Below are 21,560 nucleotides of genomic sequence, written 5' to 3' on the forward strand. Positions count from 1 at the left end.
TCACGACAATATTAATCATGATAGTAAGGAGAATAAGCAATGCCGTCTTTTGCTGCGCAGCAATGCTTATTTCGTGCTTATGATATTCGTGGGTCACGCCAGCACTTCACTGCTCGTTTTGTAACCGCATTGGGCCTTGCCTTTGCCGAGCTTTATCATCAGCAAAACTGCGGTTCAAAAGACGTCTCTGCCAACAGCCGCTCACTGACGCCAACTGTTGGCTCTAAAACTGTTCACTCTAAAACTATTAACTCTAAAAGAACCATCATCGTGATCGGCTATGATGTGCGCTGCGGTAGTGACGTTATCGCTCATAGGTTGGCTGATATATTGACTCAGCATGGCTTACACGTGGTCCAACTAAACCTAGTGACCACCCCAATGATGGTTTTTTGGGCAGAGCAATATCAGGGTCATGGCATTATCGTGACGGCCAGTCATTCTGCCAAAGACATTTTAGGAATCAAGTGGTTAATAGACCATCGCTCCCCAAGCGGCACCGATATCCAGATGCTGTATCAGCAATTAGTAGATAGCGCTGCCCATCATCCAAGCGATAAGCAAAAAGTGAAGCTAGAACACCGTACGCCTTGCATAGACACTGCTGTGCCTGTTACCGGCCATCAGACTGTCTTACCTCACGAGCAAGTCGCAACAGCTTATATTGATGCCATTGCCCAAGTGTTTGAGCAAATCTATCCAATCCATAAACAGCACCCTAAGGATACTTACTACTCATCTGCCAAACTTGACTTAGTGGTAGTGATTGATTGTATGCATGGGGCGACCAGCAATGTCGCTCAGCGTTTGTTTGAGCGTTTTTGCCGTCAAGTTATTATGCTCAACGACACACCAGACGGCAATTTCCCCGCTGGCAATCCCGATCCTACCGAACCTCACCGTCTTATACCATTACAGCAGAGCGTTGTTGCTCATCAAGCCGATATAGGGATAGCCTTTGACGGAGATGGCGATCGTTTGATGGTGGTGGATAACAACGGTAAAGTGGTCATGCCTGATCACCTGCTTTACTTGTTAGCCCAAGTAGCACTGTCCGCCTGTCCTGACGCTTTAGCTGATTCACAACTTACCTCGCAAATCCTTTTTGATATTAAATGCTCTCATCATTTGCCAAAGCTACTGTCTGAGCTTGGTACAGTGCCCGTGGTCAGTAAGACGGGTAGCAGCTTTATGCGTCAACAGATGCAGCAGTCTCCCAGTCAAATTATTTTTGCTGGGGAATTCTCAGGGCATTTTATATTTAACGACCGCCGCTTTATCGTTTATGATGACGCCATGTATGCCGCATTGCGACTGCTGCACTGGTTATCAGCTGCTGACGAGCACGGGGGTAAAAAAGTACTAGCGGACATTACTCACACGTTACCTGATATGGTGAGTACCGCTGACCACTATCTACCAGTGCCAAAGACGAGACCGACAGATTGTTCAATCATAGAGCAGTTGGCCCGACTTTGTCAGTATCTACGCCAGCTCGTGGAAGCGGCCCAATCAGTGGATTCGAGCCATGACTTTGACTTGCTGAATGCGTGTTCACCCCCGCTTTGCCACTGTTCAGCGCACAGACAACACTTGACGCTCGAGCAAGCGAGACGGTTGCTGCCAGTCGGAACAAAGCTAAGCTGTATCGATGGCGTGCGTTTGGATTTTGCGCATGGTTTTGGGGTGGTGCGTCAATCAAATACCAGCCATCATTTGACCGCACGCTTTGCGGGCAACAGCTTAACAGATCTCAAAGCGGTTCAAGCGACATTTGCCACTTTATGTCGGCCATTTGATAAAAAACTGGCAGAGCAAATTGTCGCTATTCCTGCAGAGTAGACCGCGCCAAAACGCTTCCAAGAAAAATTGATAGCAGTCTAGCTGTGTCTCTTTTATAGTGACCTAACTATACAATCCGTTAAAAGTAAAATCGATACGTTCATATCCTTGTGCTACTGGAATATGTTTTGCTTACACTTCGCAAACACTGTGCCCAAACCACCCATCCATTTAACCCTGTCCTTTAGGAGTTTGTAATGACGCTTAACTTAGATGATGCCAAAATTACCGCTGAAGTATTGACCACCGCTCTACCCTACATTCAGCGCTTTGTCGATAAGTTGATTGTGGTCAAATACGGCGGCAATGCCATGACTGACCCTGCGCTTGAGAGCTCGTTTGCCCGCGACATCGTCTTGCTAAAAACCGTAGGTATGCATCCTGTGGTCGTCCATGGCGGCGGACCACAAGTTGATAACTTGTTAAAAGAGCTGGGCCGTCAGTCAGACCGTATCGATGGGATGCGCGTCACCGACAAAAACACCATGGATATCGTCGAGATGGTGTTGGGCGGCAGCGTCAACAAATCTATCGTGAGCTTAATCAATAAGCACGGTGGCCGCGCCATCGGTCTGACTGGCAAAGATGCCAACTTGATTACGGCCAAAAAGTTGATGATGGAAAAAATCGGCGCAGATGGGGTGGCAGTACCCGTCGACTTAGGGTTCGTGGGTGACGTCGTTAGCGTCAATAAAGACGTGATTAACATGCTAATCTCATCCAACTTTATCCCAGTGATCGCCCCGCTTGGTGTCGATAGTGAAGGCAACACTTATAATATCAATGCTGATCTAGTCGCGGGTAAAGTGGCTGAGTTTTTACAAGCAGAAAAGCTCATGCTACTGACCAATATCAAAGGGGTGCTCGGTCGTGATGGTGAGGTGGTGACTGGACTCACGCCAAAGAAAGTCGACAGCTTAATTGAGGACGGCACGATATCAGGCGGTATGATCCCTAAAATTCAGTGTGCGCTTGATGCGGTACGTAGTGGCGTTAAAAGTGCCGTTATTGTCGATGGCCGCGTGCCTCATGCCACCTTGCTGGAGATTTTTACCAATGAAGGGGTTGGCACGCTCATCAGTCGCGACTTGGATGCAGCCTTGCTTTAGGAGTAAACAATGGCGCTGTGGCTATGGTGTCTAATCTTTATCCTAGAAAGCCTGTATTGCGGGTGGATTATTGGCTATGGCGGCGCAAAATGGGTCGAGGGTTGGAAGTCATTTTTTCTCATTGAGTGGTTTGCCCTAGATTGGAGCGCAGAACAAATCCGTCTGTACGTGCTCATTGTTTGGCTCGCCAGCGTCATTTGGTTTGTTGTAGGCGCAATAAAGCCCGAGCTAAGAGGCTACTAGCTCGGGCTTTATCATGCTTATTATGATGTTCTTTTATAAAAGTTATAAAAAAGTGGCATCAAACTTGGCTTCATCAAAGCCGCACAGCAATATTGGCTGATCCTGATTTTTACCTTCAGTTTGTCCTTCTACAATCGGTCGTTTAATCATACTGGTGTTTGCGACTAACAAGTCTATCGCGTTGTCCATACTGGCATCAGCTGCTTGCTTTTGGCTATCCTCTAACTTGCGCCATGTCGTGCCGCGCTTATTGAGTACTTTATCAATACCCAACTCATCCACCCAGCGTTGTAGCGTGTCTTTGTCGATGCCTTGTTTTTTATAATCGTGAAAATCATAAGGGATGCCTAACTCATCCAGCTTAGTAACCGCTTTTTTCATCGTGCTACAAGATTTGATACCGTAAATGGTGATGGTCATATAAGTTCCTCGTCAATGATCATTGTCTGTCTTATTATACCCAAGGCTGAATAAATAGAGACAGTCTATCATTTCTAAGGCCTTTTTCTGCCATAAACCTCATAAGCAACCACATCATATCGTCGCAATTTTTGCCAATTTGCGCTATGCTATGGCATTGTCAAATTCCACCTATTTTTATCTGTATTAACCAATTCCGAGCCGACTATGAGCAACGCCGTGACAGCAGACCAATCTAATACTAACAATGCTAATGACATTACCAATAATACTTCTAACGACCACTCTAATGTGAATGCCCAGTACCAACCGCAGCTGATTGAAGCGGCGCAGCAAACCAAATGGGCAACAGACAAGCGCTTTGAAGTGGGTAATGAGCCAAGCGACAAACCAAGTCGTTATATGCTGTCTATGTTCCCTTATCCAAGCGGCAAGCTGCATATGGGCCACGTGCGTAACTACACCATCTCTGATGTTTTGAGCCGTTATTACCGCCTAAAAGGCTATGAAGTCATGCAGCCAATGGGCTGGGACGGCTTTGGCTTGCCAGCAGAAAACGCTGCGATTGCCAACCAAACGCCGCCTGCCGCATGGACATTTGCCAATATCGACAACATGCGCGCACAGCTCAAGCTACTGGGTCTATCAATCGACTGGTCACGTGAATTTGCCACCTGTAGCCCTGAGTACTATCAATGGGAGCAGTGGCTGTTTTTACAGTTGTACAAAAAGGGCCTAGTCTATAAAAAACTTGCCACGGTCAACTGGGATCCGGTTGATAATACGGTTTTAGCCAATGAGCAAGTCATCGACGGTAAAGGCTGGCGTAGTGGTGCTGCTGTCGAAAAACGCGACATCCCTATGTATTACTTTAACATCACCGATTATGCCGATGAGCTATTGGATGATTTGGACCAACTAGAAGGTCATTGGCCATCAGAGGTGCTGACCATGCAGCGCAACTGGATCGGCCGCAGTGCTGGTATGGAAGTCCACTTCCCTTATGAGCTTGCGGGTGAAAAAAACACCCTAGATGTGTTTACCACTCGTCCTGATACCTTAATGGGCGTGACGTACGTCGCCGTCGCGGCAGAGCATCCACTTGCGCAATACGCCTCTGAAAAAGATGATGTGATTGCGCAGTTCTGTGCCCTTTGCAAAAAAGGCTCAGTGGCGGAAGCCGATCTGGCCAAAGCCGAAAAAATCGGTATGGACACAGGTCTCACCGTGACGCACCCACTGACTGGCGAAGAAGTGCCTGTTTGGGTTGCCAACTATGTACTCATGAGCTATGGCTCAGGCGCGGTCATGGCGGTTCCTGCTCATGATGAGCGCGATTATGAGTTTGCGACCAAATACAACCTCCCTGTTAAACAAGTGATCGATATTCCGAAGGGTTATTTTGATGAGATAGAAGCAGACGCCAAGGCAAATGATACTCAGGCCAACCTTGCTTACACCGAACGTAACACCTTGGTCAACTCAGGTGAGTTTGACGGATTGGACTTTGAGCAAGCGTTTGAGGCAATGCTGGCCAAACTTGAGCCACAAGAGTTGGCGAAGAAAAAAATTCAGTACCGTCTACGCGACTGGGGCGTATCGCGCCAGCGTTATTGGGGTTGCCCTATCCCAATGATCAACTGTGAGCATTGCGGTACCGTACCTGTTGAAGAGCAAGATTTGCCAGTTGTCTTACCGACTGACGTTGTCCCTGATGGCCGTGGTAACCCACTCAAAAATATTCCAGAGTTTGTCAACACCACTTGCCCTAAATGCGGCAATCCGGCTGAGCGTGAAACTGATACCTTTGATACCTTTGTCGAATCAAGCTGGTATTACGCACGCTTTGCCAGCCCAGACGATGCACAAAACATGGTCAACAAGTCTGCTGCCAGTAAATGGTTGCCTGTCGATCAATACGTAGGCGGTGTGGAGCACGCCGTGATGCACCTATTATATGCGCGCTTCTTCCACAAGCTCATGCGTGATGAGAATTTAGTCACCGGTGATGAGCCATTTGCTAATCTCATGACTCAAGGCATGGTACTCGCTGGTACTTTTTACCGCGTCAATGCGGATGGCAGTACCACGTATTATTTTGCAGAAGACATCGATATTGATTACAACGAGCGCGGTCAACCAATCAAAGCCATCTTAAAGTTAGATGGTAAGCCTGTGACGATTGGTAAAATCGAAAAAATGTCTAAGTCAAAAAACAATGGCGTTGATCCGCAAATAACCATTGATAAGTATGGCGCGGACACGGTGCGTTTATACACTTTGTTTACGGCCCCTGCTGACCAAACGCTAGAATGGTCAGATGATGCCCTAAAAGGCCCTTATAACTTTGTGAAAAAAGTCTGGCGCATTGCAAGCGATCACATGCAAGCGCTTACTGCTGCAAATTTAAGCGTAGAGTCGCTAACCAATGACGCCTTAAGTACAGACGGTTTAAGCAAAGAAGCCAAAAACTTACGTCGTAAGACGCATGAGACCATTGCCAAGATTGATAATGATTTGGGTGATCGTTTGGCATTGAACACGCCAGTCTCTAGTCTCATGGAGCTTGCCAATGAGCTATCCGGCTTTAAAGCCAATAATGAGCAAGACCTGCAAGTACAACACGAAGCCTTGGTGGATTTGCTGATTATGCTATCAGTATATGCCCCGCACATTGGTGAGCATTTACTTGAGCAGCTAGGGCTTGATACATTGACATTGAACTATCCAGCTGTCGATGAGAGTGCGCTTGTACAGGACACGATCACGATGGTGGTACAGGTCAACGGTAAAATGCGTGGTAAGATGGATGTGGCACCAAACAGTGATCCAGAGCAGTTAAAAGCGCAAGCGCGGACAATGGAGGGAGTGGCAAAATTCCTGACAGGCGAGATCAAAAAAGAAATCGTTGTTCCTAACAAATTGGTTAATATCGTGGTTGCAGGCTAAGTGTCTTAGGCGAAGACTTTTAGGCTTAGGACTCTAAGCCTTCTATAAATGAGGATAGCGATTATGTCGTATAAGCGTCGAGCTGAGCAGTCACGTCAAACCAGATTAAGCAAACTCAGCCATTTTGCTCACCAATCAGGTGGATCAAAACTAGCGACAGCGCTACTGGCGGCCCTACCCATGTTTGCGGTACTGGGGGCAACGGCTGGTCTGAGTGGTTGCGGCTTTCAGCTACGGGGCTATGATGCTCCGATGCTGCTTAACGTCGCCAAAACAGCGGTGATTATCGAAGACAATCGCACCTCCTTTCCGCTTAAACTGCCCTTAACACAGCGCCTAGAAACTTTAGGGGTCGATGTCATTGAAAATATGACGGCGGCCAATATTGCTAGTAATAATCAACAAGCGAGCGCTGAACCGATGGCTGCCATCAAGGTCAGCAACGTACGTTTTAAACGTTATGAGCTGGTCGGGGTTTTGACAGAAATCCGCTTGGTCTTATCAGCGGATGTCAGCTATCAAACGATAGAAAACGGTAAGCCGGTTACGCTGACCAATGCTATCCAAGTCGAGCGTAGTTATCAGTACAATGAAGCGTCGGTTAGTACCGATGATCAGCAAGGCGATCAGATTCGCGATTGGCTGTATGACAGTTTGGCTCGCCGTATCACGGATCAATATGTCGCTATCTCTCTACCTAAAGTCCCCCCTGCCACACACAACGCTGTGCAGATGAGTAAAGAGACGGCGCCTACGGTCGTAGTGATGCCAACACCATAATATTTAATCAATACTATTATTAAATGATGCCATTTTCAAAAATTTGATCAACAAAAAAGCGCGTGTCAGCCCTACTTTTAGTAGGCTAAACGAGTCTGACAGCGCTCATCATATTTTTGAGATTGGTATGACACGCTCACCAATCTGTGTACCCCACTCTATGCAAGATACTTTTATAAAGGCCTATCCAAAGCTGCTGCAACCCTCCGTTGCGGTCGCTGGTTTGTGGCTAGCGCATGGTGATGAGCCATTACTGAGTCAGTGGCTTATCGATGCCATGCGGCCACATTGGCGGGCGCAGAATTACGCGATCAAGCGTATAGAGCTGATATCGGTTAAAAGCTGGCAAGAAGTACTGTCAGAGCTGGGAAGCCAGTCTTTATTTGACGATGCCAGTGCCTTAATTGTGACGGGTAATCACAAACCTGATAAAGCGGTCATTGCCGAGCTTACGAGCTTTGCGCAAGACGCCCAAACAGGGGCGCACAGTCATAGTTTATTATGGCTTACACCCAAACAAGATAAGCGCAGTCAGAGCAGCAAGTGGTTTGCCCCTTTTGCTCAATATGGTCATGTCATTGACTGTAACCTGTACAACGAGCAGCAGCGCCAGCAACTGTTACAGATACAAGCGCAGCAGTTTGGTTTAAAGCTGTCTCAAGATGCTTGGCAGTTGCTGATGTCACATACCGAGCACCATTTACTTAGTGCTTATCAGACACTATGGCGACTGTCTTATTTGTTTGCCCCGCAGCTAGTCGGCAACAGTGATGACTCGAGACAGGAGACGAGTCCGCTTACACCGCCTACGACAAACGTGGCGCTGGACATTAAAGACTTACAAGCCGCGCTGGTCAGTGATGCTCAATTTAGTGTGTTCGATTTGTCGGATGCCATGCTGGCAGGTAACAGCGCCCAAGTTGCCAAAATTATGTTTCAGCTAAAAGCCACCGATGAACCCACCACCTTGGTGTTGTGGGCAATCAGCAAAGATATGCGTCAAATTATACAGTTAACGGACGGTCAAGACCCTCAAGCACTTGGGATTTGGCGCAGTAAACAAGGTTTGTACCAACAGGCGTGCCGCAGGCATTCAAAAACGCAAACTGCCGAATGGCCAGCCTTGCTGTATCGCTGTGACCAAGCCATCAAAGGTCTTATTCGCCAGCCCGCGTGGGAGTTATTATTACAGGCAGCGCTTGAATTATCGGGCAAGCGTTTGTTTACCACAAGATAAGTGCAGCCCTCTTTCCCATTCGCACGATGATATCAACGTATCGATTTTATTTTCAACTGACTGTATTTTCCCTATCTGTGAGTTAGCATCAACCCCATTTCTATATTTTTACCGCCCCGACATTGCCTTAACCTTTCTTAAACTAATTACCATTCCCTTTTGCCTATGAAGCCTCTACTATAGCTACACTTGATTTAATTGTGATTGGATAGTTGTCATGCGCAAAATGAGCAAAAAATCTGCTGTTAAATGGGGAGTCGTCGCCTTAATTGTCGTAGCACTAGGGGCACTAGCCTATACCTTCTTAAAACCCAAAGAAACCACCCCCAACTACTTAACGGCAACGGCTGAGATTGGCGATATCGAAAATAATGTGATGGCGTCTGGCAAAGTCAAAGCGCTAAACACGGTCGATGTCGGTGCTCAGGTTTCAGGGGAAGTGAAACGCCTCTACGTTGAGGTTGGTGATGAGGTACAGCAAGGCGATCTGATTGCCCAAATCGATCAAGTCACACAAAAAAATAACTTAAGCAATGAACGCGCCAGCCTTGAGCAAAGCCAAGCCGCGATACAAAGCGCTCAAGCAGAATCGTTAAGCCGCCAAGCCAGCTTAAAGAGTGCCTATGCCGACCTTGCCAGTCGTCAGTCTGAGCTGAAGCAAGCACAAGCAGATTTTGCTCGTTTGCAGGACTTAGTCGCTATCGATGCCATCTCTCAGCAAGAGTATGACACGCAAGCGACTAGCGTTGAAACCGCAAAAGCCGCTGTTGCCAATGCTCGTGCTGCTATCGATACCGCTAAGGCCGCCATTGCTACTACCGAGGCCAATATCAAAAGTCAGCAAGCCGCTTTACGCAAATCGCAAACCAACGTGAGCACTGCTGAAGAAGACCTCAGTTACACCACGATCCGTGCCCCGATATCAGGCACCGTGGTATCGATTACCACCGAGCAAGGCACCACCGTCAACGCCAATCAAACGGCCCCCACTATCGTGACGTTAGCAGACTTATCCACTGTCCGTATCAACGCTCAGATTTCTGAAGCAGACGTCATCAATGTCAACGCTGGTATGCCCGTCTATTTCAATATCATTGGTAATCCTGATCAAAAATTTGACGCTGTACTCAAAGCAATTGAGCCGGCCCCTGAACAAATTAGCGACACCAGCTCAACCGACGCTGCTATTTATTACGTCGGTTATATCGAGGTGCCCAATACCGATCGGCGCTTTCGTATTGATATGACGGCACAGGTTTACATCGTCATCAATCAAGCAAAAGATGCCTTACTGATTCCTGCCGCTGCCCTGCAGCCCCTTGATAAGCCCCAACAGACAGTCGGCCCTAACGACGAGCCCAACACAAAAATGGCTAAAGTTCGCGTTTTAAAAGCGGATGGCTCAGTGGTTGAACAAATCGTGAAAACGGGTATTAATAACCGCGTCAATGTAGAAATCTTAAGCGGTCTCAACAAAGGTGATGAGGTGATACTAAGCGAAGAGAGTGCGGCGAAAGGACAAGGTCCCAAAGGTGGTAGACCGTTTTAATCCTTAAGTACAAAAACTTTGCTTTCACCTTTGTGCATTTACCTTAATGGATAAACGTTTTCTCACTTTTTTTAACAGCAATTATATAAGCAGTATTGATATAGGCAGCAGCGTAAATGAGTACCAAAGACCCAAGCCCTAATATTGCAGCAGACGTGCCATTGATGCAGGTCAAAGGACTAATCAGAGAGTTTAAAGCAGGTGAGCAAACCATTCGCGTGCTCCATGATATCGACCTAACCATCAATCAAGGCGAGATGGTTGCTATCATCGGTCAGTCCGGTTCTGGTAAGTCAACCTTAATGAATATCTTAGGCTGCTTGGATCAAGCCACTGCCGGTGAATACAAAATATATGGACAGTCAGTCAATCGCTTAGACGCGGATGAGCTGGCCAAGCTACGCCGTGAGCATTTTGGTTTTATTTTTCAGCGTTACCACTTGCTTGGTGATATTAGCGCCCAAGACAACGTCTCTGTCCCTGCGGTGTATGCTGGTATGGATGGACAAACTCGTAGCGAACGCGCCGAAAAACTGTTAGCAGATTTAGGATTAGCAGACAAAATCCACAACCGTCCTAATCAGCTCTCAGGTGGGCAGCAGCAGCGTGTGTCTATTGCGCGTGCGCTCATGAACGGTGGTGATATTATCTTAGCAGATGAGCCCACGGGGGCGCTTGATAGCAAGTCTGGCGACGATGTTATGAAGATATTGCATGACCTAAACAATCAAGGTCATACCATCATCATGGTCACGCACGACCCAAAACTTGCCGCGCAAGCCGAGCGTGTGATTGAGCTCAAAGACGGCTACGTGATTGCCGATTATAAAAACGACCATTATCAGCAAACCCACATACAACCTGAGCCCATTTTAGACAATAATCGCAAAAGCGCCTTTAGTAGCTTTATCGATCGCCTACTTGAAGCGTTTAAAATGTCTTTACTAGCGATGCGTGCTCATAAAATGCGCACCCTTTTGACCATGCTTGGTATTATTATCGGTATCGCATCAGTCGTATCAGTCGTAGGGCTAGGCAAAGGCTCACAGGCGCAAATCCTGACCAATATCAGCTCTCTTGGCACCAACACCATTACCGTCAGTGACGGCTATCCTTATGGCGACCCAAGACGCCAGTACAATGATGAAAACTTAACCCCACAAGACGCTCAGGCGATCGCAGACCAGCCCTATGTCATCAGTGTGAGTCCTCAGCTTGATGCCAATCTAAATGTGCGCTATCGCAACATACAAGAAGCGGCTAGCGTCAGTGGTGTCGGTCAAGATTATCTTAGTGTCAGTGGTGAGACCTTGGTTCAAGGCCAAGGTTTTGATGAGCAAAGTATGTTACGCCGTACGCAAGACATTATTATCGACGATAACGCCAAAAAAACCTTTTTTCCAGATAATGCCAATCCCATCGGTGAGGTTTTATTAATAGGCAGCGTCCCAGGTCGGGTGATTGGTGTCCTTGCGCCCAATGATAGTGGCTTTGGTAGAAGCGTTGATTCACCGACACTCTATATGCCGTATACCACGATGATGTCGCGTATCAAAGGCAGCAATAATATTGAAAGTTTTGTCGCCCTCATTAATGACAACATATCTTCTTCAGCCGCTGAGTCTGCCATCTCTCAGTTGATGGAAAGTCGCCACGGCACCGATGATTTTCGTATACGCAACTCAGACTCTATTCGCCAAACCATTGAGTCTACGACGACGGCAATGACTTTATTAATCTCCTCCATCGCTATCATCTCTTTAGTGGTCGGCGGTATTGGTGTGATGAATATCATGCTGGTATCAGTGACCGAACGCACCAACGAGATTGGGGTGCGTATGGCCGTCGGTGCACGCCAAAGCGATATCATGCAGCAGTTTTTGATTGAAGCCGTTTTGGTGTGTATTTTAGGGGGCTTAATTGGGATTGGCTTGGCCTTTGCCGTTGGCGAATTAATCAATCGTGTTGGCGGTGATAGTTTCAAAGTTATTTACTCACCGACCTCCATCATTGCCGCGTTTGTCTGCTCAACTTTGATTGGTGTTATTTTTGGTTTCTTGCCTGCCCGTAATGCCGCAAAATTGGATCCCGTTGAAGCACTTTCTAGAGACTAGCCGCTAATGACTAACGCTTTTGGTCCAAATATAAGCGCTTAAAAGAGATTTAATAACGAAATTCTAAAAAAAGACAGGTTTTTACGTGAGATTTGCACTTTTTTTATAATACGGGGTTGTAATTGTCATAATAATATATATAATGTGCTCTCACGTTTAGGGATACAAACTCTTTAAACGCTGAAGCAAGCTTACTGTCTCTTTTATTATTGATAACTCAGTATATAAAGCATTAAGTTTTAAGACATTGTTTAGATGTCTAGTTTTAATAAATTTCCCTTTAAGGAAATTTATCTTGCGAAGCTAAAATTGTCATACAATTTTTTAACGCTTCTCAGGGCCGATAGCTCAGTTGGTAGAGCAGTTGACTTTTAATCAATTGGTCCCGCGTTCGAGTCGCGGTCGGCCCACCATATTTAGTATGATGTTTATCATGTGTTCTGCCCTACTCGGCATTAACAGGATAAATTAAAGTTTTTAAGACATTGTTTAAATGTCTAGTTTCAATAAACCTCCCTTTAAGGAAGTTTATCTTGCGAAGCTAAAAAAGCACTGCTTTTTTATATTTCTCAGGGCCGATAGCTCAGTTGGTAGAGCAGTTGACTTTTAATCAATTGGTCCCGCGTTCGAGTCGCGGTCGGCCCACCATATTTAGAAAGCCCAGTCACTATCACATAGTGACTGGGCTTTTTTCTGTTTGTTGCTTTATTTTATTTTTTACGGCGTCTTTTAAAAACGCTAAAGTCAGCATCTTTGCGCCACAGCAGCTTATGCTTAATGGTATCTTTAATCGTACGGGGATGCTTAGGCGCTTGGGCGATCAGCTTATCAAAAGTTGCCTCATCTATCGCCAGCTCACCGCCATGTGCCATCATCACCATCGAAGGTTTTAAGTCTCTGATTTTTTGTAGCGACTTAATATAAATTTTAGGGTCATAAATGGGAAAAGGGGCAACGAATTTATGTCGCAGCTTAATAATCAAATCAGCCGTATATACCTGCCGACTTGGTACGTGAAATAAAGAGAGATCACGGTCAGTATGTCCTGGCGTCTCAAGTATCTGCCAGTCCGCAAATTCTGGCACACACTCACCCTCTGTAACCCTAACATCGGGTTTGAGGTGTGCTGGATAATATAGATTTGTGAGAGATCGACCTTGACGTCTTGCCACGTAGTTAGCAAGATTCATATCCACAAAGTGCATGGCACGTCCACCAAGACCACTGTACCACTGACGCGACTTATCTGCAGACACAATCAGACAGCCTGTTTTTTCTCTAAATTTATGGGCACCGCCTGCATGATCAGGGTGCATGTGAGTGACTACGACTACTTTTAAATCCGTTATGGGTCTTTGCAAAGTAAGCCTGATGTAGTCTAGCACCATCGCGACATCAGGGCGACAGCCACCATCCAGCAATAATATCTTATTGGGATACACAGCAAGGTAAGTGTTTTGAATATATCCTTCTAAGCGTACAATTTCACATGAACTCATTCATCATCCCTGACTGGCTTATATTTGTATTTTTAGTATAGCGTTGATCAGTACAAAATAAATCCTTTTCAGTGAACGCTTGTGACTATCGTTTTTACTCTCATCATGTATTTTTTATCCATAAAAAAACTCAGCACTTAGGCTGAGTCTTTTTATGATAAGAGTAAAGTTTGGTTAGACAACGCTTATGCCAAATCACGTACCTTTGGTTCACGCTCCCATAAACGCTGTTTGGCATTATCAATAAAGCTATCGAGTTCAGCCAGTGGCGTAACAAAGGCATCTTTTTTGACCGGTAGTTTACTTAAAATAAACTCATCTGTCGCACCGCAATAGGCAATCGCTTTACAGTGTACATAAGCATCATTAAACCAATCTAACGTAGCACTGTCTTTGGCCATTTTTTTGGCTTGATCCGGCATAATAATACTCACGACTGCATCAAAAAACACTGACGGTCCGCCTGATACCCGCTCATCTGCTTGGATACGCGTACCATCATCTAACGCTACTTCTTTGTTAGGTGCAACAATCTTGACTCGTGCGCCCTCTTTCATAGCAGCTTCTTCAAACTTCTTAATTTCGCTATGTTTTGAGCCTTCTGCGACCAAGATACCAATCATGCGACCTTGTAAGGTTTTAGGTGTTCTTCCAATCGTTTGCAACGGTTCTGATAGCGCTAAATCTTGTACTGGTGCCATCGCTTCAGCTGGTTCTGGTAGCTCCATACCCAGCGCCTTAGCCACGCGAGAAGCCAACTCTTCATCGATCTGACGCAAGTGTCCAAGCATACGTGTACGTACATGTGGTGTATCTACTTTACTGAGCTCAAAGGTATAAGCGGTGGCGATATGGGCTTGCTCTGCTGGCGTTTGACTACGATAGAACATGCGCGGTTGACTATAGTGATCGGCAAAGCTCTCTGCTCTTACGCGACCTTTAACACCATCATCCAGTTGTTCATCAAACGATTTAAAGCCTTTCTCTTCACTTTCACGGGGTCTTTCTGGATCTAGACTCTGTGGATCATATAAAGCACGCGTCTTTGGCACTCGCATTTGCATATGACCGTCTTTTTGGTTGTTGGCAAACGGACACTTCGGCGCATTGATTGGAATCTGCGCAAAGTTTGGTGAACCCAAACGTGATAACTGCGTATCTAAATAACTAAACAGACGACCTTGTAATAGAGGATCGTTACTGAAATCGATACCTGGTGGTACGTGCGATGGACAGAACGCTACTTGTTCAGTTTCTGCAAAGAAATTATCAGGATAACGGTTCAGTACCAGCTTACCGATAATCTTCACTGGTACGGTCTCTTCTGGAATCAGCTTGGTTGCATCTAAGTGGTCAAATGGGAACTTATCGGCTTCTTCTTCAGTGAAGAGCTGAACGCCCAATTGCCATTCTGGGTAATCACCCGCTTCAATCGCTTCAAATAAATCTCGGCGATTATAATCAGGGTCAGCGCCAGAAATTTTAACCGCTTCATCCCAAATGAGTGATTGCACGCCTGCTACTGGCTTCCAATGGAAACGTACAAACGTACTTTTACCTTCTTTGTTGATCAAACGGAAACTATGAATACTAAAACCTTCCATCATACTAAAACTACGTGGTAACGCACGGTCGCTCATCAGCCAAATAACGTTGTGCATGGTTTCAGGGGTTAAAGAGACAAAATCCCAAAATGTGTCATGGGCAGAGGCGGCTTGTGGAAATCCGCGATCTGGCTCTGGTTTTACTGCATGAATGAGATCTGGAAATTTAATAGCGTCTTGAATAAAGAAAATAGGCATGTTGTTAGCCACTAAATCCCAGTTGCCTTCGTCCGTATAGAACTTAGTGGAAAAACCACGCACATCGCGCGGTGTATCTTTTGAGCCTTTATTACCAGCTACCGTTGAGAAACGGGTAAAGACCGGAGTTTGCTTACCAGTTTCAGTTAGGATATTGGCCGTTGTGTACTCTGCCAGTGATTCGGTCAGCTCAAAATAGCCATGAGCCGCACTACCTCTAGCATGAACGACACGTTCAGGGATACGCTCATGGTCAAAATGGGTAATTTTTTCACGTAAGGCAAAATCTTCTAACAGCGTTGGACCACGGTCTCCGGCTTTTAGAGAATTTTGATTGTCAGAGATAGGCACACCTTGCTGCGTGGTTAACACTTGAGTGTCACCTTCAGCACGCTGGTGAGGTTCACCTCCATTCCCACGCTCCGTATTCATATTTTTAGCGGGGTCGTTATGATCAAGAGTCTTTTTCATAAAATATCCTTACTAATGAGTAAAATAGTCTTTTTGAGACCATCAAAAATGTGCTCACACAGATTTAGTATCCTTTGAGATAGTTGTGACTTCACATGTCTTTTATTATCTGTGCTTCCAGTGTTACCAATTATTAAAACAAAAAGAAATAATAGGCCTGCGACTTATACTAACCAAAATTTCAGTTTTTTATATAGTGAACCTTGTTGATTTTTGGTTAAACTTTGCACACATTCATGGATTAAGCGAACGTTACGTTTTTTAATGACGTATAACTTTTAACAATCGCATCTTGTAATGTAGTTATTCTTTACGGTATGATTTTATGAGCAATTAGGCCGTGTTCTCCATTTAATCGATAATCTTCTAAATGATTCATAGTGAGGACACGTGCTAATCATCGTTGATAAATAAAATGGACATAGTTTTTAGCCATATATTTATCTTTTTTATAAAACCATAAGGCTACCGACTATGTTATCAACACCGCGTTTTCTCTCTAAAAGTGCTTACTCCTCTTTGATCATCAGTGCTGCAGTGAGCATGATGGCATTGACCGTCAGCCAAACGGCTGCTGCCATTACAACCAAAAATGTTACCTATACTGTGGATGACCAAGCATACGAAGGCTATTACGCCAAAGCGGATAAGCCCAACGCCCCTTTTATTTTACTGATTCATGATTGGGATGGACTCACAGACTATGAACGCAAACGCGCTGAGATGCTAGCGACTGAAGGCTACAACGTCCTAGCGGCAGACATGTTTGGACAAGGAATCCGCCCCACTTCTGTTGAGGAAAACAAACGCTTAACCGGCGCATTATATGACGATCGCAGCAAAATGCGGCGCTTGTTAGAGGGGGCGTTGAATGCAGGACGACTACAAGGTAATGATGTGCGTAAAGGCGTTACCATGGGATACTGTTTTGGGGGTACCGTTGCGTTAGAGCTAGCACGTTCAGGGTTCCCGCAAAAAGCCTTTGTCCCTTTCCACGGTGCCTTTGATATTCCAACGAGTCAAAGTTATGATCAGACTACTGGAGAGATTTTGGTGTTCCATGGCTCTGCTGATGACTCTGTATCCTTAGAGAGCTTTGCGACTTTAGGCAAGACGTTAGAGGCGGCCAAGGTGCCTCATGAGATGATCACCTATAGCGGTGCGCCCCACGCCTTTACTGTGTTTGGTAGCGACAGATACGACGCTCGGGCGGATGAACGGTCATGGAACCGTTATTTAGATTTTTTAGCGAATGAGTACCCTAACAAATAAGAGACGTACTGACGCTATCTAAGGTAGAGAATGATGTTTACGAAGCACAGGCACTATAGCAGTTCTATGTAAGCTATGGTGCCGGTGCTTTTTATCAATAAAAAGCAGGTGAAATGAGAGGCTTAATACAGCTGAATTTTAATGCTAGGTACTAGGTAGCTACCTTTTCAAATACCAACAGTTGATTGTTAGCAGGCATAGCATGAGTTGCGATTAACGTTAGATAGTGACTGTCAGCCAATGCTATAACCGCTTCTTTGTCACGAATAGCGCTACCAGCGTTTCGTTGCTGTAGCAATTGATCAAACTGAGCATTGCTATCACTGGTATAGCGTCCCTTCTCGTTAAATGGGCCATATACTATTAACTTTCCACATAAGGGCAATGTGCCTCCCGCTAGCGTAAGTAACCGCTCAACCAATGGCCAAGTGATAATATGTAGGGTATTGGCCGTAAAAATGGCATCGTAAGGTAACGGCTGGGTTACATTAACGGGGAAATCGCTTTTTGCCAAATCAAGCGACAACGGCAGAGACAAATTAGTCGATGGATAGGCATTGTGCCAAGCTTGGATAGTCTTGTGATTGCTGTCCAAATCACTGGTTTGCCACTGCAAATGTGGCAGATACGGTGCAAAGTACACACTGTGTTGCCCTGTTCCTGACCCCACCTCCAAAACGTGCGCAGACGATGCCAGTACGGTTTTCAATACCGCTAAGATGGCTCCTTTATTGTTTTCACAAGCTTGAGAAAATGGCAGTGTCTCCCGCGGCTCTACATCTGTATTACCCAAATTGGATCTTTGCACTGATTCCCCCTATAAATAAAGACAACGTTGGCAGTATTAGACAACGCATAACATTAATGTTAGTAAATCCCAGCCTCTACTCCTGCGGCTAGTGTCATAGCCAGCTCTTCGACTTGCTCGGCAAATACCTCTTGCCACTCCCCTTGTAAAATCAGCGCCTCTTGAATCCACTCCCAACGCAGCCCAGTTGTAATCGTCTTCATTGCAAGTTTGGTACCTGTACCATCTTGGCCTGCGCGAATGTACAAGGCAAATGGCATGCCTTGCTTCTCTTCTAATACGGGATAGTAACAGCGATCAAAGAGGTCCTTGGTGAGCCCTGCCATATACGCGAGATTCTCAGTCGTGCCTAATAATAGCGCATCGGCTGCGAGTACATCTTCGGGCTGTGTATCCTGCGGTGATTTTAGAATGACATTGATATCTATATCAGGATGATTGGCCCCATCGTAGGCCGCTTGTGCCAACTTCTCGGTATTGGGCGACGGTGCGTGAGCGACAATAAGTAAGGTTTTGGTAGCCATATCAATCACCATTATAGAGGTTACTAGTTTCTGGAATTAGTAGTTCTTAGATTTGTTAGCTTTAGAATTAATAGCTCTTAGAATTAACAGTCACCTTTTGGATAATGTCAGGATGGATGCTTTTTGCAACCGGACAAGTCAGCGCCGTGTTATAAAATATTTTTTGCGTTTTTTCATCAAGCTGTTTATTAAATGTGATAGCCACATGCACTTCACTAACACGTCTTGGCTCAGCGGCCATGATTTTGGTCACCTCGCTCGTAGTACCTGCGATATCGATATCCATCTCCCGCGCTTTGATACCGATAATGGTCAGCATACAACTGGCTAAGCTAGTCGCTAATAAATCAGTCGGTGAAAACGCTTCGCCTTTACCTTGATTATCTGTTGGCGCATCGGTAATGATTTCATTGTTTGATTGCAAATGAATAGCGGTGGTGCGTAGATCGCCTTGGTAGGTTACTTTTGAAGTGGTCATTGGGTTCTCTTTGATAGTTACTGTTGTTGATTTACTAGTCTTAACAGGTTTAAGTAGTGTACTGATAGTCAAAAAACTAGATTATAAATTTAGGAATTAATGCACAATAACTTAAAATATACTCTATAGATTAATACTACCTTTGAGGACTTTAATAGTAATCAAGATTAACTAACTTTTCATACGCTACCTTGAATTTAGGATGGGAGCTAATAATTGGTCCAAACCAGTCAACGATTGATTGTAAGTCTGTTCACAATAAAGTTTATACAGTGACTTATATATATCGTTATCAATTACACCTGTAGAGGAATTAATTTTTTCAACTACGTGTTTGATTCTATCTTTAGCTTTAGCGCGATTATTTTGTTTATTTAAGCTCGTATAATCAGAGTTTGAAATGATTCTTTGAATATTTATTGATGCACCATTAAATAAGCCATTAATTTCAGTATTTGCGTTTCCTGCTTCAATCATTTCCATTAATCCAACTTCAGGAGTGCATGGTAAATATTTAATATTACTATTAGATTGCTCAAATAATTGTAACAAGTCCTGATTATTTTGTAGTGTAGCATTAACAAGTATTTCAGATCGTACATCATCATCTAGAAAAGCATAGCGTTTAACAAACTCTGGAAATATCTGACTTGAGCTATTGAGTAGTTCAACAACTTGTTTATACCCGCCAATAGGAACAATTTTATACAATGGTGAATAGTTTCTTGTACTGTGCGTTTCTGAGATATAAAAGGCTAGCATTTGCTCCAATAGTATTTTAGCCTGTTTATCTTCAACTAAAAAAATATAATCCGCACTGAGTTCGTCATCAAAAGCTATTTCTCCTAATACTTGTGCTGGGTAGACATCGAGTACGCTTTTGAATATTTCCACAGTCTGCTCTTTGAGTAAAATTATCCTTTTTCTATCAATATTTTTTATTAAAGTGGCTGAGTGCGTAGAAAATAAAGTAGTTAATTGTTTGATACTTGATATATCCTTTACTTTCTCAAGTAATCGTACTTGTGCTTGAGGATGAAGAGCCATTTCGATCTCATCAATTAAAACTAAACTAGTTTGTTGGATATTGGAAAGTTGGCAAGCAAGCTTTAATACACAAAGCTCACCTAAACTAAAATTTTTTTCAGAAAAATAATACTTTATTCCTCTACTTAAATATGATAGAAGATAAGCCTCGCTTCCAACACCCCTTCTTGTATTAACATACTTCAGATTACTCTATTTGCTATCACCCAACACATACTCCATGAAAGCTCGAATATCTTCAGGCGCTGTCCTTACAGATCTAGGTCTAATTTCATCAGCAAAGGGTTCTACTCTACTTCCATTAGCTTCAATAAATTTTACTGAATTATATGGAAAATTTTGAAACAACCTTGAATTTCTGCTTGGAGTAGCCCTCCATCGTTTTCCACCATAAGCATAAGAAACTTCATTACCATTGATTTGATACGTAATTTTTGCGTCACTGAATGAATCAAGCTTATCTTCAAAAGTACTCGTTCTATAATAGCGTTGAAACGCATGGCTTGATCCAATTCTAAATAAAGCAGCTAATAAACTCGTTTTACCTGAACCATTTAAACCTGTAATAAGCCAAACACCTTGACTTGGTATTTTCAAACTCTAGTTTTTCTATTTTTTTTAATTTTTCAAGAGTGATTTTCATAGTATCTATCTGTAAGTCCCGATAACGTATAATACAAATTATAATCTAAGATACAATCATCTGAGGAAGTTGTTTTGAATAAAACTCAATAAGATATCACTACTGATTTAGTTTATTTTTGTACATAAAAAAACTATAATCAAATGAAGCAATAAAACATCCAGCCAAAGAAAAGCCCACTTCGCATTAGCGAAGGGGGCTTTTATATAGAATAGAGAGCTGAAGGTTACCTACTCTCACATGGGCAAACTATATTACTAATGGGGCAACAATGTTGCACTTCTGAGTCCAAGTAGAGATCAAGTCTAGTAAAACTTTAAATATAAAATAAACTATTAATTTTTACATCCATTTTTGCCACAGGTAATTTTTTGCGAACTATTAACCCAATGGTTGGGATGTAGCTTAGTATCAAAACCACAACCAGTACGCCCGCCTTTTGTTCCACTATGAATTTCGCTAGTAGGTGTATGTTTAACAGCCATTGCACTTTTCCTTTTAGAGTAGAGTACTCAAAACAGTTATGTTTAAATACTGAACTTAAGTATAGCCTATACAAGCCTGTAAAATACATCTTAATTTTATTTCTACCTTCAAGCGGATTTATTAAACCTACCAAACTCATTCCTACAGGTTTGTCAGCAACCCACATTTATAATCAATCAGGCAAAGAAAAGCCCCTTGATACGTTAGTATCAAGGGGCAAATCAGGAATAGAGAGCTGACGATGACCTACTCTCACATGGGCGAACCACACTACCATTGGCGCTACG

18 protein-coding genes and 2 tRNA genes are annotated in these 21,560 nt (G+C 44.2%); 11 read left to right on the top strand and 9 right to left on the bottom strand.

The window, feature by feature from the left end:
* Positions 1–39: 39 nt before the first annotated feature.
* The 3 genes from JFC06_RS11430 (at position 40) to JFC06_RS11440 (ending at position 3,194) form a co-directional block, all read left to right on the top strand.
* Positions 40–1,842 carry a phosphohexomutase domain-containing protein gene (locus tag JFC06_RS11430; RefSeq protein ID WP_198335152.1) on the top strand — a complete coding sequence of 601 codons (1,803 nt, stop codon included), beginning with the start codon at positions 40–42 and terminating at the stop codon, positions 1,840–1,842.
* 197 nt (positions 1,843–2,039) lie between these two features.
* Positions 2,040–2,951, top strand: a complete 912-nt coding sequence (gene argB / locus JFC06_RS11435; RefSeq protein ID WP_198335153.1) for an acetylglutamate kinase — start codon at positions 2,040–2,042, stop codon at positions 2,949–2,951.
* A 9-nt stretch (positions 2,952–2,960) separates the two neighbouring features.
* Positions 2,961–3,194, top strand: a complete 234-nt coding sequence (locus tag JFC06_RS11440) for a hypothetical protein (protein WP_198335155.1) — start codon at positions 2,961–2,963, stop codon at positions 3,192–3,194.
* 42 nt (positions 3,195–3,236) lie between these two features.
* On the opposite strand, the gene JFC06_RS11445 is transcribed toward JFC06_RS11440, so the two are convergent.
* Positions 3,237–3,614, bottom strand: coding sequence for a Spx/MgsR family RNA polymerase-binding regulatory protein (locus tag JFC06_RS11445; protein ID WP_198335157.1), 378 nt, complete (start codon positions 3,612–3,614; stop codon positions 3,237–3,239).
* Between the two features lie 207 nt (positions 3,615–3,821).
* On the opposite strand from JFC06_RS11445, the gene leuS reads away from it, so the two are divergent.
* The 7 genes from leuS to JFC06_RS11480 all read left to right on the top strand — a co-directional run bounded on the left by leuS (position 3,822) and on the right by JFC06_RS11480 (position 12,891).
* Entirely contained in the window at positions 3,822–6,563 is a 2,742-nt protein-coding gene (leuS, locus tag JFC06_RS11450) for a leucine--tRNA ligase (protein ID WP_198335159.1), read from the top strand.
* Between the two features lie 63 nt (positions 6,564–6,626).
* Positions 6,627–7,343 (top strand): LPS-assembly lipoprotein LptE, encoded by a 717-nt coding sequence (locus tag JFC06_RS11455; RefSeq protein ID WP_227670130.1) that lies wholly within the window; start codon positions 6,627–6,629, stop codon positions 7,341–7,343.
* Positions 7,344–7,503: 160 nt separating this feature from the next.
* Entirely contained in the window at positions 7,504–8,580 is a 1,077-nt protein-coding gene (holA, locus tag JFC06_RS11460; RefSeq protein ID WP_198335172.1) for a DNA polymerase III subunit delta, read from the top strand.
* A 217-nt stretch (positions 8,581–8,797) separates the two neighbouring features.
* Positions 8,798–10,129 carry an efflux RND transporter periplasmic adaptor subunit gene (locus JFC06_RS11465; protein WP_198335160.1) on the top strand — a complete coding sequence of 444 codons (1,332 nt, stop codon included), beginning with the start codon at positions 8,798–8,800 and terminating at the stop codon, positions 10,127–10,129.
* 116 nt (positions 10,130–10,245) lie between these two features.
* On the top strand, positions 10,246–12,243 hold the full coding sequence (locus JFC06_RS11470) for a MacB family efflux pump subunit (protein ID WP_198335162.1): 1,998 nt from the start codon (positions 10,246–10,248) through the stop codon (positions 12,241–12,243).
* 337 nt (positions 12,244–12,580) lie between these two features.
* Positions 12,581–12,656, top strand: a tRNA-Lys gene (locus JFC06_RS11475).
* Between the two features lie 159 nt (positions 12,657–12,815).
* A tRNA-Lys gene (locus JFC06_RS11480) sits at positions 12,816–12,891 on the top strand.
* Positions 12,892–12,953: 62 nt separating this feature from the next.
* Here the strand turns inward: JFC06_RS11480 and JFC06_RS11485 are convergent.
* Entirely contained in the window at positions 12,954–13,742 is a 789-nt protein-coding gene (locus JFC06_RS11485) for an MBL fold metallo-hydrolase (RefSeq protein ID WP_198335163.1), read from the bottom strand.
* Positions 13,743–13,927: 185 nt separating this feature from the next.
* Complete coding sequence (locus JFC06_RS11490) at positions 13,928–16,015, bottom strand: catalase (RefSeq protein ID WP_198335164.1); 2,088 nt, start codon at positions 16,013–16,015, stop codon at positions 13,928–13,930.
* Positions 16,016–16,489: 474 nt separating this feature from the next.
* Between JFC06_RS11490 and JFC06_RS11495 the strand changes: the two genes are divergently transcribed.
* Entirely contained in the window at positions 16,490–17,287 is a 798-nt protein-coding gene (locus tag JFC06_RS11495) for a dienelactone hydrolase family protein (RefSeq protein ID WP_198335165.1), read from the top strand.
* Between the two features lie 151 nt (positions 17,288–17,438).
* Here JFC06_RS11495 and JFC06_RS11500 read toward each other — a convergent pair whose 3' ends face one another.
* From JFC06_RS11500 to JFC06_RS11525, 6 genes are all read right to left on the bottom strand, one after another.
* Complete coding sequence (locus tag JFC06_RS11500) at positions 17,439–18,080, bottom strand: DUF938 domain-containing protein (RefSeq protein WP_227685599.1); 642 nt, start codon at positions 18,078–18,080, stop codon at positions 17,439–17,441.
* A gap of 74 nt (positions 18,081–18,154) precedes the next feature.
* Complete coding sequence (locus JFC06_RS11505) at positions 18,155–18,619, bottom strand: flavodoxin family protein (RefSeq protein WP_198335167.1); 465 nt, start codon at positions 18,617–18,619, stop codon at positions 18,155–18,157.
* Positions 18,620–18,686: 67 nt separating this feature from the next.
* Positions 18,687–19,097, bottom strand: a complete 411-nt coding sequence (locus JFC06_RS11510; protein ID WP_198335168.1) for an OsmC family protein — start codon at positions 19,095–19,097, stop codon at positions 18,687–18,689.
* A 186-nt stretch (positions 19,098–19,283) separates the two neighbouring features.
* The gene (locus JFC06_RS11515) at positions 19,284–20,330 is read right to left on the bottom strand and encodes an AAA family ATPase (RefSeq protein WP_198335173.1); all 1,047 of its coding nucleotides are present in this window, start codon (positions 20,328–20,330) and stop codon (positions 19,284–19,286) included.
* A gap of 6 nt (positions 20,331–20,336) precedes the next feature.
* Positions 20,337–20,741, bottom strand: a complete 405-nt coding sequence (locus tag JFC06_RS11520) for an ATP-binding cassette domain-containing protein (protein WP_198335169.1) — start codon at positions 20,739–20,741, stop codon at positions 20,337–20,339.
* A gap of 362 nt (positions 20,742–21,103) precedes the next feature.
* Entirely contained in the window at positions 21,104–21,439 is a 336-nt protein-coding gene (locus tag JFC06_RS11525; protein ID WP_198335170.1) for a hypothetical protein, read from the bottom strand.
* Positions 21,440–21,560: the final 121 nt, after the last annotated feature.

Source organism: Psychrobacter namhaensis, assembly GCF_016107545.1.
Taxonomy (GTDB): Bacteria; Pseudomonadota; Gammaproteobacteria; order Pseudomonadales; family Moraxellaceae; genus Psychrobacter; species Psychrobacter namhaensis.

Excerpts from the sequence above, each read along its gene's own strand:
- JFC06_RS11430 (WP_198335152.1), top strand. The coding sequence starts at position 40 with ATGCCGTCTTTTGCTGCGCAGCAATGCTTATTTCGTGCTTATGATATT.
- argB (WP_198335153.1), top strand. The coding sequence starts at position 2,040 with ATGACGCTTAACTTAGATGATGCCAAAATTACCGCTGAAGTATTGACC.
- JFC06_RS11440 (WP_198335155.1), top strand. The coding sequence starts at position 2,961 with ATGGCGCTGTGGCTATGGTGTCTAATCTTTATCCTAGAAAGCCTGTAT.
- JFC06_RS11445 (WP_198335157.1), bottom strand. The coding sequence starts at position 3,614 with ATGACCATCACCATTTACGGTATCAAATCTTGTAGCACGATGAAAAAA.
- leuS (WP_198335159.1), top strand. The coding sequence starts at position 3,822 with ATGAGCAACGCCGTGACAGCAGACCAATCTAATACTAACAATGCTAAT.
- JFC06_RS11455 (WP_227670130.1), top strand. The coding sequence starts at position 6,627 with ATGTCGTATAAGCGTCGAGCTGAGCAGTCACGTCAAACCAGATTAAGC.
- holA (WP_198335172.1), top strand. The coding sequence starts at position 7,504 with ATGCAAGATACTTTTATAAAGGCCTATCCAAAGCTGCTGCAACCCTCC.
- JFC06_RS11465 (WP_198335160.1), top strand. The coding sequence starts at position 8,798 with ATGCGCAAAATGAGCAAAAAATCTGCTGTTAAATGGGGAGTCGTCGCC.
- JFC06_RS11470 (WP_198335162.1), top strand. The coding sequence starts at position 10,246 with ATGAGTACCAAAGACCCAAGCCCTAATATTGCAGCAGACGTGCCATTG.
- JFC06_RS11485 (WP_198335163.1), bottom strand. The coding sequence starts at position 13,742 with ATGAGTTCATGTGAAATTGTACGCTTAGAAGGATATATTCAAAACACT.
- JFC06_RS11490 (WP_198335164.1), bottom strand. The coding sequence starts at position 16,015 with ATGAAAAAGACTCTTGATCATAACGACCCCGCTAAAAATATGAATACG.
- JFC06_RS11495 (WP_198335165.1), top strand. The coding sequence starts at position 16,490 with ATGTTATCAACACCGCGTTTTCTCTCTAAAAGTGCTTACTCCTCTTTG.
- JFC06_RS11505 (WP_198335167.1), bottom strand. The coding sequence starts at position 18,619 with ATGGCTACCAAAACCTTACTTATTGTCGCTCACGCACCGTCGCCCAAT.
- JFC06_RS11510 (WP_198335168.1), bottom strand. The coding sequence starts at position 19,097 with ATGACCACTTCAAAAGTAACCTACCAAGGCGATCTACGCACCACCGCT.
- JFC06_RS11525 (WP_198335170.1), bottom strand. The coding sequence starts at position 21,439 with ATGTGGGTTGCTGACAAACCTGTAGGAATGAGTTTGGTAGGTTTAATA.